Raw genomic sequence first — 14,362 nt, 5'->3', positions numbered from 1 at the left:
GTCATTTACGGCAAAAAATTCAACACCTCATTCCACAGATTTTTCTATAAATCCGAGTGTATTGGCGTTCTCCACCAACGTCCGTACCTTGGCGCGCTCCAAACCGCCGGGCACGTCCGCCTCGATCTCGAGTCTGAGCCTCACTTGACTGCCGGGCAGCGTCGTAAGCTGTTCAACGATCGCTTCCACAATCTGATGGATGTCGCGGGCTGGCCGCTCCGGCGAGATCATCACGGCCCCAGTGAAGCGTGTCGGCTTCTTTTCCCCTGGAGATGTGGTCGCACCGCTTTCTGAAGGCTGTCCATCCGAGGGTGGCGCGCCATCGCCAGAACCAGCAGGCGTGTCACCCTGGCCAGGTTGCACCGGCGCTGGACGATGCGCCTCGGCCACATCCGGTTTCACAATGACACTGTCGCTGTCGATCACGACCACGGCGTTTGCCGCACGTTCGATCGCCAGCCCCAGATAGCTGTCCGACTTTTCGTCCCACCGTTCGGCATAGGCGAAGGGACCGGGGAGCATCCCGCTCACGGCGGCCTGTACCGCCTTCACCAGCACGTCCTGGCCCTTGAGGCGCGGCAGATAGATGTAGCGATTCAGGTATTCCCGCAGATCTTTCAGCGACAGGTGCGGCTTGTCGTTCCAGATGTATTTTTGAAGGTCACGATCAAGACGTGATGGCCCCAACTCGACTAGCAAGCCCTCTTCCGCCACCAGCTTCTTGCTGGCGCGAGCCAACAGCCCGTCCTGCGCCGGAATCTTGCCGGACACCCACTCCCAATCCGCCTGCGCGCTCTCCTGGGCCGGATAGTGCAGATAGCACCATGCCTCTTTGAGGCGCGTCTTCATCGTCTCGTTGGCTTCGGCCAACTTCGTCTTGGCTAGCGCGCTGTCGCTCTGGGTGAGGTTCAGCCGCTCGGTGTCGCGGACGATCTCCCCCCACGCGAGGGAAGCACGCACGGCGTCTTTCAGATGATCGAGCTGACGGCTTTCCGCGGCGATGAATACCAACATGTTGCGATAGACGCGCGGTGTGCTCCCGCGCTGCGTGAGGATGTCTTTCGCTTCGACCAGCGCTTCCGAGCCGTCGCGGCCATTGTGCGGATATTTGACGCCCAGCACGACGGCCCGAACACCACCCGCTTCATCGGGCACTTCGGCCGACGAGGCCGGCGCGACCTGCACGGCGTCGAAATGCCCGCGATCAGCGAGACCGTTCACATATTTTCCGAGTTCCGCGTCAATCGTCACGTCGACCAGCGCCGCCTCGATCTGCGCCGCCTTGTCCGCCGCGATGCGGTTGAGGCTCGCAGACATCGAATACCAGTAGCGCCCAAGATCGGCGTGCATGAACTTGGCTTGGTTGGTCAGTCGCCGCAGGGCATCACCGAAGATCGCCGGACGCTCGCCGGGCTGCACGACACCAAGATTGATCTGCTTGTCGTCGAGGCCGGTATTCTGCTGCTGGGCGGTGGGCGCGGTTCCCATGAAAATCGCGCGGGCGACGCGCCGGGTAGCCGAATAGCGATTCAGGTTGGGCGCGGATTGATCGACTTTATAGGGTGTCGACGTCGTGCCATCGACATCGCCGGCGATGATCGCTTGCCAGCTCACGTCCAGATAGTGGAGCAATTCCGGCTCCACGCGCGGCGAACTCACGGCCACGCTGCCGGGCATAATCATGACCGATGGATCAGCGTTCATCCAAAGCTCGTGAATGGCCTGCGCCATCAGGCGCAGCACGCCGCGCGTGCGTTGGAATTTTTCGAGCGATCCCCAGCTCGTGTAGAGCTGGTCGAACAACTCGGGATGGATCGGATAAGCCTTCTCCAGCTTGCGCCGATAGTCTTCGTCCGCGCAGCCCTGCGGGAAATCGTTGGCGTTCTCCCGATAAAGCTTGGCGAACTGTTTCAGCGTGTTATCACGATGATGGAACTTGTCGCCGGGGATGTCTTTGAACAGCCGCCGCCGGACGATCTCATAGCTCTCTTCCTGGCTCGCCGGCCGCCACGAGGACTCCACGCGGCTGAAAGTCTGCTTGAGGCGCGCAAGCGCTTCCTGACCACCTTCACCGCCGACCTCGATTTGCGAGGCCGGCAAGGAGGCGACCAGCAGCGTGCCGGGGCTAGCCTTGACCGCCTCGGTCAGCGACTGGACGAAGGACAGGTTCGCATCGAACGAGCCGGACGGCAGCCCCTCGACTTTGTAGATCTGCCGCAGATAGGCGACCCATTCGTCGATAAGGATCAGACACGGCGCATACTTCTTGAAAAGCGCCTCAAGCAGGTTCGAGCCTGGCGCGATACCGCTGGCGTCATTCTCCGCCACCATCGCGTAGGCATCGGCGCCGCCGAGCTGCCAGGCGAGTTCACCCCAGGTTGTTCGGATTTTCCGGTCGCCCTCGGCATGGAGCACGTCCTGCGGCCCTCGCGATGTGCCGACGAGCACGGCGCGGTTGATGGCCTTCGGCACGCTGAGGCCCTGCTTTTCGAGCAACTGGTCCAGGCCGGAGAGGTCCTGCACCGGCGTCGGCCCCGCCATATGATAGAGCGCCAACATCGAGTGCGTCTTGCCACCCCCGAAGTTGGTTTGCAGTTCGACGACCGGATCGCCGCCCGTGCCGGACAGCCGCTTCGCGGCTCCGATCAGCAGCGCGCTCAAACCTTCCGTCAGATAGGTGCGGCTGAAGAACTGACGCGGGTCGCGGTATTCCGGCGGCGCGCTGCCGGAATGCACCTTGGCGAGGTCGGCTGCGAACTCGGCCTGCTGGAATTCGCCGGTGGCAACATCCTGATGCGGCTCGACCACCTCGCGCCACGGCAACAGGCCGGCCACGGTCTCGACCGAGATTTCGAGACGCTGGGTTTTCCGCCGCTCCTCGTTCCGCTGAAGCTCGGTGAACTTCGTGCGCAGGATGGTGTCGCGCATCTTGCCGAGCTGCTCCGCCGTCTCGCCGGCGCTGATCGCCTCCATTAGGCGCCGCATGGTGTCGAGAGCGCGCTCGGCATCGTCGTAGGTGAAGGTCTCGTTGTGCGAGAGCTTGTTGCGGACATCGCCCAGTTCATTGACCAGCGAGCGTTCGGCACGGCCGAGCACTGCCTTGAAGGCTTCGCTCCAGAAGCGATCCATGGCGTTGAACAGCGCGGCCTGGTCCCAACCGACCTCGCCGCTGCTGTTGGGGCGCAGGTTTGGCAGCTTTTCCAGCACCTGGACTTGCCAGTGCCCCTTGAGCGAGGTTTCGAGACGCTTCTCGACGAAGGGGATCAGCGCCGCAGGCAGCAGTTCCATTCCCTCAAACACATATTGGCGCGTGCTTTTTGCCACGTTCCGTTCCCCTTAAATATCCAGCCGGATCTGACGATCGCCGCTTGTGTCGTGGATGGCCGCCGCAGCCTTCGTCAGCTCGGTCCAATCGGCGATCAGGGCGTTATAGGCCGTGGCCTCTTTCGCATCCTTCCGCTTGTTGGCGCTGATGTCGTAGAGGCAGTAGGCGAGATCTTTTACCGCCTCGGCCTGGGTGATGATCTTCTTCAAAAGCACGGCGGTGTCGTGGGAGATACCGTCCTTCTCGTGCAGACGGACCAGATGCTGGAGGCACTCCCACACCGTCAAGTGTCGGTCCTCTTCCGGGTCCCAATCCTCGTCGAGTTCGTCACGCGCGAGGATGCGGACCTTGCCAGCGGCGCTGTCGACGATCCCGGCATGCTTGACGCTTTCGACCGCGATACCGCGCGCACGGGCAAGGTTGTCGGCGACACCATAGTCCCCCTTGCCGTTTCCGTGCTGCTCGAACCAGGTGATGGCGAACCGGGTGTCCGCGTCGAACTCACCCTGGATACCGCCCAGATATTCGTCGAGTTCCTTGTTGATGAGTTGGAGCGCGGCTTTCACGCTCATCGGATTGTCGTCCGACTCCAGCACGGCCTTGTAACGCGAAAATACGCCCATGCCCGGACCGATGGCTGATTGTGGCATATCCGCTGGTGCGATGGTGGCCGCCTGAAGCTCTGAGATCGCCGGCGGCAATTCACGTTTCAGAGCACGGATGAATTCGGCACGGGTGACGACCTCGGCCGTACTCTCCTTTTTCCGGCACACCAAGACGACCGAATTCGCGAGAGCATTGGTGCCAGTAGCAATTGTCCGAGCTGAGCGCTCCGTGCGAACGGGCCAAGTTCCAACAATAGCGTAACCCGCTTCAATCACAGCCTGTAGGAAGGTTGCCCACCCAGTCGAACTCAGTCCGTCTTGCTCGACCTCGCTTTGCTTAAAGGCATAGTAGATTGTCGCAGGGAACAATGAAGACGATTGACGGGCAAGGCTGGATATAGCCGCCGTCATACCCGTCAGGAAATGCTCCTCAGCATTCGCTTTCCCGCCGTGTCGATAAGGCGTCGCGACCAGTTCCTCTTCTTTAGGAACTGAAATGGTGCTCCCGAGATCAGGATAAACATCCTTAATGTTACGCCTAAGCCAAACATAGAAGTAATCCGACAGATCCGCGTAGCCGATATTGTCGTAGTATGGCGGGTCAGTCGAGACGACCGCTCCACTCGGCAAACGTACATTCTGCGCGTCGTGCTGAATCTCAGTGCCAGCCGCGTTTGGAACTAGCCCAGAGAGAGCCTTCCAGACCCAATCGACGGCACCGAGATAGTTTCCGGTACTATCGCTGAAGACATTGCATTCAGCGAAATCCCAAGTCATCGGGATAGCCTGCCGAGCAAACGTGAAACGGATGAACTCTGATGACGACCATGTGGCGATCGAACTGCCAGCATCCGCAAGCCGGTCAATCGCAAAGGACAAATACACGCTGACAGCTTCGGCGTAGGCTTTGGCGCCTATGCCACCATCGCGCAGCGGGGTCGGATCAGAAGATAGCCCGGCGACCAATGCGTCGGCTTCGATCTGCGTTCGCGCCGCTTGGACCAGATCGCTGAAGGTATTCAGCGCTACCAATTGCCGGTCGGTGAACAAATCACCGAAGGTCGTCAAACCGTAGTCCACAGTCCAGAAATTCCGTGGGTCGTTCGGCAGGCTGGTTTCCGGTTTCCAGTCGGGTTTTGCCGAAAAGGCCAGATTCTCGTGCGCTTCGGCAGGTGTGACATACGCCCGGCCACGATTGCCTTCCGCAACGATCGCGATCAGCGTCTGACCCATGTTGCCAGCGCGACCATTACTTTTCACATAGTCAGGAGTGATCGCCGTATCCGACATAAGGCAGCGGAAATTCGCACCGCGACCTGCTTTGGTTCCTTCCTTTGCAGCAGCGAGTTCGGCTTTTGTACCGCCATGCCTGATGCGATAGGAGATGGTCTTCGCCTGTTTGTCGACAATCGGCTCTACCCACGTTTCCTTCCCAGCCTTAGCGCTGAGTAGGAAGCTCGACGCGATCGGGACCTCCACGTTGGAGAAGGCAGGATCAGGGCTGGGCACCGTTCGTGCCCAAATCCAAGCGATCACCGTCCCTTTGCCGCCGCCGTGCTCTTTCGGCAGGTCCACCTGCGGGTAGAAATGCCCGATGCGCTCCCACGCCTTTTCACGCACCCATTCGCCATAGCACTTGACGTCCTCTGCGAGCCCCTCGGCATTGCGATAGAACTGCCGGTCCTTCGCGCCGGGATGGATCGGCTCCTTGTCCTTGAACTTCGGCGGAATCTCGATCATCGCCTTGCCGATCATCACCGCGACCGGGTTCAGGTCTGACCCATAGGCGGGCAGGCCGAGACGTTGCGCCTCTAGCGGGATCGACCCGCCGCCCGAGAACGGATCATAGACCGGCGGTAGCTCGCCGCCGCAGCTCTTGCGGATTTCGGCGCGGGCGCGCTCCAGCACCTCCTCGTTGGTCGAGTTCTCCCACTTCACCAGTTCTTCAATGATGCCGAACAGGCGCTTGCGCTCAGCCTCTTGAGCTTCGTGCGTGGGGAATTTGTCGAGGTCGCTCGACGGATCATCGACAAGCTGGGCGAACAGAACCGCGCGGCAGGCCGCCAGCGGCCGCCGTGCCCACCACAGATGAAGCGTGGACGGATGCCCATGCCGGATCGACTTCTCGCGTGCGGAGGCGGCGTTGATCGCTTCGAGCGGGATCGCAACCTCGATCAGTTTCTTCTTGGGGTTAGTCGTCGAGGTCATAAACAAGCCTGTACGTTGCGGGATGGATGGTCAGTTCGCCGCCGTCGCGTAGAGCGCGCAGGCGGGCGCCCGTCATTTCGACGGGACCACCTTCCGGGTTGATGAGAATGAACGAATAGAGATCCGGCTTCTGGTCCAGCAGGCCCCAGACGTCAGCTTCGAGCTGGAGCGGTTCGTGCTCCAGGCAATGGTCTTTGGGATAGTAGTGCCGCAGAATCTCGCCGCTGGCCGAGCGGCGCTCCCATGGAAAGCGCGCGCCGTTGCCACGACCGATCCAGCTTCCGTCCACATGGAAAAAGCGATCTTCGCCATCGGCCTTATAGCCTTGGGCGAATGCAAACCGCGCCATCACGCTCGGACGGGGCGGTTTCGGCGCGGCCCGGGGCCTGGTCGCCACCTCCGTTTCGATCAGCTCTCGATCTGGCTCCCCGGCCGAGGGCGCGGCTGTAGGCTGCGTTTCGGGCTCATCCTCGTCGGGGTGGAGATCTTTCGCAGCGACCGGCTCACCATCGCTGTGCGCGTCTTCGGCAACCACGTCGACACCATCATCATCGTCGGCTTCGACGACGTGCTGGGCCATCGGTGCGACGACGATCTGCTCAGGACCGAGGGTGAAATTCTCTTCGAGATACTCCTTGATGTCCTCGGACGAGCGCTCGAACGCATAGGCCAGCGCCGCGCGAATGTCCGCGCTCAGATTCCTGCCGATCTCTTCCGGGACCCGCTTCGCGAGCTTGGCCTTGGATAGCGGGCTAACGAACAGCTTGCCGTCGAGCCACAGGATGTCGGTGAGCCGCGCCGTTCCGGCGGGCACGCCGTCGAGATAGGGAATGACCTCCAGCTTGGGGGTCTGGACCCAGCTCGTCGCCGCGATCGCTTCTGCCAGCGCCCGCACGCGCTCGGTCTCGGTGGAATCGGCAAGCTCGATCCGCCCGAGTTGGGTTCCGAACGCCGTCAGCCAGGCGCGGCGATCTTCGATGCCGGCCAGCAGCGACGGCTGGTTGAAATGCTCCTCCACGAGGTCCGACAAAGCCGGCAATGCCGAGAATGGCGGCGCCTGCACCGTCTCCCCCGACAACCGCTGAAAATCGGCGGTCTTGCGCTTGACCCATTCGTGCAGATGGCTCCACCGGAACAGGGTCTGCATGCTGAGGCCATAGGCAAGCGTTTCGACCGGCGCCCACTCCCCCACGAGGTTCAGCCAGTGCCCGCGCTCCTCCCAGATGCGGATCGGGTATCGGACCAGCAAGGTGCGAACACGCCGGGCGTCGTCGGCCGAGAGCGCTTTCCCCGAGGCCAGCGTCCCAAGCCATTGCAGCGCCAGGTCCGCGGACGGGCGATCGGCGACACCGATACGATGCCATAGGCTGAGGTCGAGCACGGAGGCGCGGACGACCGCCGCGCCGGGAACATCCTCCTCGTCCCCGGCCAGGAAAACGCCGGCCGACGTCACCCAAGTCCCGTCCTGGGCGAGGACCAGCTTCTCGGTTTTGAAGGCGTTCTTGATGTTTTGCGCGTCAGCGGTCGAGCACCCGTCGAGCATCTGATCCAGGCGACGATACCATTTCTCCACCTCATGCGCCGGAGCCTTGTCGGATTTCGCCAAGGCGCGCAGCCGGTCGAGCAGGCGTCCGGGACCGCTCGGCGTGCTGCGGACACCGAGAAGATCGAGCAGCGGGCGCGTCGTTTCCCGATCGAGCAAGCCATGCACGAAGGGCTCGACGTCGATCAGCGCCTCCGTCTCCGGTGTCCTGCGCACCACGTCGGCCGGGAGCTGGATGATGTTGCGGGTGTCGGGAAGGCAGGGCTTGGCCCGCAACTTCAGCAACCAGTCCGCCAGCAACGGTTCCGAGCTGACTGCTCGCGTCGATCCGGTTGTCGCCACCTGCAACAGGCGAGCGCTCGACGCCCGCGACCAATAGATGTCACGCTGTTCCAGAATCTTTCCAACCACCTTGGCCCAGATGCCGGGATCGGCCTTCGACAACGCCTCCCAATGCCGCCAGTAATCGGCCGAGAAGTCCCAGTCATCGAGAACGAAGCTCTCCGTGACATAGGCGTAGTAAAGCCCCTGACGCTGGCCGCGCGCCTGCGCCTCCGTCACCGCGCGCTGACGTCCGTAAAGGCTGGTCCGCTTCTGCGCGAGCGGCGCCATCGTCTGAAGCCCCGAACGGCCCGACGATACCCAGCGCAGCCAATCCTCCCGCGTGCAGGATTTGAAGCTCGCTACATAATCACCGTGCAGGAGCTGCGTCTTTCGGACGGACTCCGGCAGCAACTCCTCGAGCGCGCCATTCTCGTCGAACAACACCCCCTTGCCGATCGGCCGAAGTTTCAAGTCGGCGCAGGCATATCGGAAGGCGTCGCCAATGGTGACGCCCAGCTTGGCCGCGATCTGGGCGAGCTGGACACACTCGGCGAGCTTCGGTTGGCCAGCCGCGAAATAGTCGGCGGCGACCCGCTCGATCACCGCGTTGACGTCGCTCGTCCCGTCGAGGCCGATCTCCTCCAGCACCGCGAAGGCCGCCTCAACCGGGTCTTTGCGGTTCTCTCCCTCCGCCTTGTCACGGCGCTGCTCGGCGAGGAACCGGGTCCAGTTCTGGTTGAGGACGATCAAATGGCTGGCGAGAAACTCCCAATCCTCTTCCGACTGAAGCAGCTTCTTCTCGCCGAGCCGAACGATCTCCGACGCCGCGTAGAGCACCTCCTTGCCCTGCACAGGCACGATCCGCAGGCCGTCGGTGTCGTGGCACTGCCAACCCGTCACCTCGGGCGCGATATAGGCCCACAGATTCAACAGGTGCCGCCAGGTCGCAGGCCGCGGCAGATGATGGCTGCGCAGGCGCTCGAGCAGATCGGACTTCGAGAACTCCTCGACCAGACCCCAGTGAACGAGCTTGGTCCGGTTCTTGGCCGATACATGCTGGCACAGCGCCGGCCGGGATTTGACGTCGAGCAGCGCCATGGCCTGGTCCGCCGGCCAGATGTCGAAGACAGGCCGCGGCACGGTGATCGCGGCCTTGGCGTCGACCAGTCGTCCCTCTTCAGTCAGAAGCATCGGTCGGCCTTCGATGGCCGCGTCAAACGCCAGCTCGACAATCGCGCCGCACGCCCCTTCGAGCGTGGCCGCCTCACGGTCGACGTCAGGCAGCAAGCCATAGGCGTCTGCCCGATCCCGCGCGCTGGTCTTGGTCTGCTCCAGCCACTCCATCATGGCGCTGGCGGCCAATTCTCCAGCGCGGTTCAGGAGCCAGCGGTTGGTCGGCGAGGTTTCCGGGTCCTTGATCTTGAGACGAGCGGGGTCCTGGATGAAGGGCGCGTTGCAGGCGAAAGGTAGCGTCGTTTCCACGCCGGTCGGCAGCACGACATAGAGCCGGCCCTTCGCGCCCAGCACGATTTCCACGCGGCAGGGCGGAAAATCGCCGCCATCCTCGGCCCCCAGCATCCGCTCCTTGCGGATCTCATCGAGCGCTTCGGCCGGGAAGGCTTCCTCCCCTGACCGCACGAGGAGAAAGGGATCGTCCGCTTTCTCATCCAAAGCCATCCATTCGCTCTCGGCGACGGGGCCAGGCCCGAGACTCTGCCAATGCACCTCGCTGTCGCCGATCCGCAGGCGGCGAATCTTCTTGAAAAACAGCAGCGACACCGGACTCTTCAGCCACTCGTCGAGATTCTTCTCCACCTCGCGGCACAGCAGCGGGTTGGCGATCGCCACTTCAACGCGCGTAGTTCCCGATGTCAGGCGACGGCTATCGACCCAATGCGGCTGGGTGAACCGCGTGCGCTCGAAGGCGACTGCTAGGGTCGGCGTGAAAAGCTCGACCCGATCGCCCAAGCTGAACGTGCTTTTGAACCCGATCCCACGGAAACCGATCGTGTGCAGCGCGCGCTTGTTGGAATAACCGAACCGGCAGATCGAGGCGAAGTGAGCCTCGATGAAGTCCTCGCCATTGTGCTCGAACACAAAGCGATCGTTCTCGATCGACACCCGCGCTTCGCTGGCCCCGGCGTCGTCAGCGTTCTGGAGTAGCTCGGACAGAATATGGCGCGGGCTCTGCACCTGCTTGAAGAGCTGGTGCCAAGGTCCGGCAAGTTCCGGGTCGGCATCGAGCTGATCCCAGCGCTTGGTGGCGCGCTCCTGAATCGACCGAAAATAGCCAGGAGGGTCGGCGAGGATGGTTTCGATCTGGCGGCCCGCGCTCACAACGGAACCTCCAGCGTCGATGGCGTGGCGACCAGCTCAGGTCCGCGCGGCGGGGCCGTCTTGCGCCAGCCGCCCTTGACGGACTGGATGGCGGAGATCGGCATCCGCTGCCCGGCTGGCAACTCTTGCAGATCGCAAACGTGCCAGAACACCGCCCAGTGGCCCTGATTATCGGCCGTATATTGGCCGGTCGTCGGCGGGCGATGCGACATTGCCTTTGAGTGTTTGCCGTTTCCGCTTTCCTCGCAGCCGACATACCAACCGAGCCAGGACACGACAAAACTAAGCTTGGCGGCCACATCCTCGTGCGACGGATAGATCAAGACTGGCACGCGCGCACCGCCGCGCAGTTCATCCACCTTGCGAAACAGCTCCCACTTCCGCGATCCAAAAGCGACAAAACCCGTGGCGCTGGCGATCGTGCGCCCCGATTGCAGGTGCTCCAACGGCACGGGGGCCAGGATGGAAAAATCCGAAATGCCGGTCATGTCGCCCCCTATGCCGGCTCTTGCGCCCGCTCCAGCAGGCGCCGGAGGTCAAACTGGATTGCAGTTTCGAGGAACGACGGCTCCCGTTCGACGAGCGGGCCGCGCACATAACGCGGTGCATGGGCGAAGCCGGCGGCGACCGGCACGATGGCGAGAATGAACTTCTCCGGCTCGTGCAGCGAGGTGATGACCTCCTGCCGCGTGACCATCACGCTGTCGGCGCCATCGATGCGTCCCTTGACCTCGATGAAACGCAGATGCCCCGCCCTCGGATCGTGGGAAGCTATGTCGTAGCCGATCTTCTGGGCGGAGACGTCGGCCGGCTCGTTGCCCAGCGCCCGCTCGGCCGCCATGACCGCCTCCATCGCCGCAAGCTCGATAACCCGGCGAGCGGCCGGGTCTTCTGCGAAATGGTCCGGGACGCTTGGCGACTGGCGTGCTTCCAACAAGCCCCGCGGAATGACCACCATGCCACCCCGCACGCGCGGCGGCTGCGATGAGATGAACCGCTCCCGCTCAAGCTGATCCATGCGGCGCTTCTGCCGATCTGCCAGATCTTCAGCCCGTCGTTGCGCGTTCTGCCAATTCACCCGCGTCTTCTTGCCAGCGCGCTCCTCCTCCTTCAGCTCGAAGGCACGCGAGTCCCAATAATTGATCTCCTTCTTGAGCCGGGCGCGAACCTCCTGCTCAACCTTTTCGATCTCGGGTAGGCGCCGCGCCTTGACCTCGGCGACATGGCCCTGCGCCAGCTCGACCGTCGCAAACCGGATTGCGGCCCTCTCCAGATCGGTAGTCAGCCAGCTCTCGTCCAGAAGATCGCGAACGCTGGCGACCTCTTCCGGCCTGGCGGGGCGCAGATTCAAATGCGGTGCGATGCCGGCGTTGACGGTGTTTCCGGCCTTGTCGATGGCAGCAAACTGGAGCCGCTGCGAAATCACATGCGGCTTGCCGGCGCTGGTGACTCGACCGTCCTGGACCGTATGCTCCAGCAGGAAAATCGCCGACAGCGCGTCGCCGGTATCGGTGTCGTCCACCAGGATCGCGCCCTGCCGCATGATCTGCTCATACTGTTCACGGATCAGGCTGATCACCGCTTCCAGCAGCGGATGGCCGGGACAGACGAAGGCAGCGACCGGCTGCTGGTTGATCTTGTCCTTCTCGAAGCAGATCCGCTCATATTGCGTCTGGATCGGCGCGCCGGTCCCGATCTGACGATCCCGCTCGCGGATGCGCACAGGCACATGGGCGATCTCCCAGCGCCCCTCCTCGCGGCGCTTGATGCGACCGCCCAGATGCTGGAACGCCTCGACGAAGAAGCTCTGGACGTGGTGCGGCTGGAGACGCAGTGCGTCGGCGCGTTCCATTTCAAGCCGCAACTCCTCGACCCTGCCCTCCGGCATGGTGTCGTTGGTCAGAGCGCGGCGACGCAACAATTCGAGCAGATGTGCCTGATCGACCGCGCCATCGACTTGCTGGAACAGACGCGCCTTTACCTCTTCCTTCTCGCCATACTGGATCGCCTCAAACAGCAGATCCTTGAGCGCCACGCCGTCGAACAATTCGCCGAGCACGTCATAGACACGGCCGCCCAGCGCCTCGCGTGCTGCCTCCAGCTTCTCAAGCAGACGGGCATAAACCTCACCCTCGCGCGTGTCGGCCGCGACCAGATTCCAAAGATGACAAACCTCGGTCTGGCCGATGCGGTGGATACGGCCGAACCGCTGCTCGATCTTGTTGGGATTCCACGGCAAGTCGTAATTGACCATGAGGTGGCCGCGCTGAAGGTTCACGCCCTCGCCCGCCGCGTCGTTGGCGATGAGGACCAGCATGTCCTTATCCTGCATGAAGCGCTCGACGACCTTGCGTCGCTCTTCGCGCGACACCCCGCCGTGGATCACTTCCACGGCCTCGGGATTTCCAAGCCGCGCCCGCACCTTGTCGAGCAGGTAGTGCAACGTGTCCTTGGGTTCGGTGAAGATGATCAGCTTGCGGCGATTGCCGGCGGAATCAATCATGAGATCGTCGTCGAGGATACGATTGAGCTGGCTCCACTTCGTATCCACGCCGGAGCGCAGCACGCCGAGCGCCATCGTCTCCAGGCCCTTCAGCGTCTCAACTTCCAACGCGAGCTGCTCAACCGTCTCGGCCGTCGTCGCGCCCGTCGAGATCAGATCCTCAAGCTCGTCGATCTCCTCCTGGCCATATTCCTCGATATTGCGCAGCATATCGGCGTTGATCGCCGGCTCACCCATGCCCGCCCGGCGGCCCTTGGCGGCAAGGCGCGCCTCACCCAGCTCGTTTTCCAGCCGTTCGCGCCGTCGCTTGAGGGACTGGTAAATGGCGGCCGGCGACGATGCGAGACGCCGCTGGAGAATCTGCAAGGCGAAGCCGACATTATTGCGCTTCTTCCCATCGCCTTCGGCGAACCGCTGCACGCGGTTCATCTCAGTGCGCACATATTCGGTGACGGCGGTGTAGAGCGCGGCCTCCCCTTCCGAGAGCTGATATTTGACGGTGCGCGCCCGCCGTTCCGGGAAGAGCGGCCGGCCATCGAACTTCAGCAGTTCCTCCTTGGTCAGCCGCCTCATCATGTCTTCGGTATCGGCATAGTGGACGCCATCCCGGAACCGGCCCTCAAACCGATCACCGTCGAGCAACGCCATGAAAAGCTGGAAATCCTCTTCCTTGCCATTGTGCGGCGTCGCCGACATCAGCAGCAGATGCCGGCAGACTTGGCCGAGCTTCTGACCGACCTGATAGCGGCGCGTATATTTGACCTCGCCACCAAAATAGGTGGCCGACATGCGATGCGCCTCGTCGCAGATGATCAGGTCCCATTCGCGCGCGCTCATGAGCTTCTCCTGAAGCTCCTCGTTGCGCGCCAGCACGTCGAGACGGACGATCAGCCGATCCCGGTCGCTGAACGGATTGCCCGACCGCGAGTTCTCGATCATGTCGCGGGAGAGGATATCGAATTCAAGATTGAACTTCTGGCCGAGTTCGTCCTGCCACTGCTCGACCAGGCCGCCCGGCGCGACAACGAGGCATCGCTCCAGATCGCTACGGGCGATCAGTTCCTTCATCAATAGCCCGGCCATAATCGTCTTGCCGGCGCCGGGATCGTCGGCAAGGAGGAAGCGAAGCGGCTGCCGCGGCAGCATCTCGCCATAAACGGCAGAGATCTGGTGCGGCAGCGGGTCGACCAGGCTGGTGTGGATGGCGAGATACGGATCGAAATAGTGCGCCAACTTGATGCGGTTGGCTTCCGTCACCAGACGCAGCAACGCACCGTCCGCGTCGAACGACCAGGGCCGGCCGTTCTGTTCGATCTCCAGACGGTGCTCGTCGTCGCGATAAAGAACCGCCTCCGCCACCGCGCCGTTGTGATCGCGGAAGACGACGCTGACCGCCTGATCGCCGATCCAATCGACCGAAATGACATGCACGGCCTGTGCCGAGGCAACGCCTCGCACGGATGCGCCGTTCTTTATCTCTTCAAGCCTTGCCCCCATCAGTCAGCGCCTCCCGATTC

At 62.6% G+C, this 14,362-nt stretch carries 5 protein-coding genes; all 5 read right to left on the bottom strand.

What is annotated here, in order from left to right; genetic code table 11:
• Positions 1-27 precede the first annotated feature (27 nt).
• Genes AC0QC4_RS08355 through AC0QC4_RS08335 form a run of 5 tightly spaced genes read right to left on the bottom strand, consistent with a single transcriptional unit; the run spans position 28 to position 14,342 of the window.
• Positions 28-3,324 carry a DUF499 domain-containing protein gene (locus AC0QC4_RS08355; protein WP_012114973.1) on the bottom strand — a complete coding sequence of 1,099 codons (3,297 nt, stop codon included), beginning with the start codon at positions 3,322-3,324 and terminating at the stop codon, positions 28-30.
• Between the two features lie 12 nt (positions 3,325-3,336).
• Positions 3,337-6,138: a DUF1156 domain-containing protein gene (locus AC0QC4_RS08350; RefSeq protein WP_012114972.1), complete on the bottom strand. Its 2,802-nt coding sequence runs from the start codon at positions 6,136-6,138 to the stop codon at positions 3,337-3,339.
• On the bottom strand, positions 6,122-10,342 hold the full coding sequence (locus tag AC0QC4_RS08345; protein ID WP_012114971.1) for a sacsin N-terminal ATP-binding-like domain-containing protein: 4,221 nt from the start codon (positions 10,340-10,342) through the stop codon (positions 6,122-6,124). Before AC0QC4_RS08345 ends, AC0QC4_RS08350 begins: the two co-directional genes overlap by 17 nt.
• The gene (locus AC0QC4_RS08340) at positions 10,339-10,830 is read right to left on the bottom strand and encodes a hypothetical protein (protein WP_012114970.1); all 492 of its coding nucleotides are present in this window, start codon (positions 10,828-10,830) and stop codon (positions 10,339-10,341) included. The genes AC0QC4_RS08345 and AC0QC4_RS08340 overlap by 4 nt, the downstream gene beginning before the upstream one ends.
• 8 nt (positions 10,831-10,838) lie before the next feature.
• Complete coding sequence (locus AC0QC4_RS08335; protein WP_012114969.1) at positions 10,839-14,342, bottom strand: helicase-related protein; 3,504 nt, start codon at positions 14,340-14,342, stop codon at positions 10,839-10,841.
• Positions 14,343-14,362 lie beyond the last annotated feature (20 nt).

The sequence above is a fragment of the Sphingomonas sp. jy18 genome (genome assembly GCF_056931895.1).
The sequence above is the reverse complement of the archived record's forward strand: the minus strand, read 5'-3'. Positions and strand labels throughout refer to the sequence as shown.

Coding starts and splice junctions, on each gene's coding strand:
- AC0QC4_RS08335 (WP_012114969.1), bottom strand. CDS start 14,342: ATGGGGGCAAGGCTTGAAGAGATAAAGAACGGCGCATCCGTGCGAGGC.
- AC0QC4_RS08350 (WP_012114972.1), bottom strand. CDS start 6,138: ATGACCTCGACGACTAACCCCAAGAAGAAACTGATCGAGGTTGCGATC.
- AC0QC4_RS08340 (WP_012114970.1), bottom strand. CDS start 10,830: ATGACCGGCATTTCGGATTTTTCCATCCTGGCCCCCGTGCCGTTGGAG.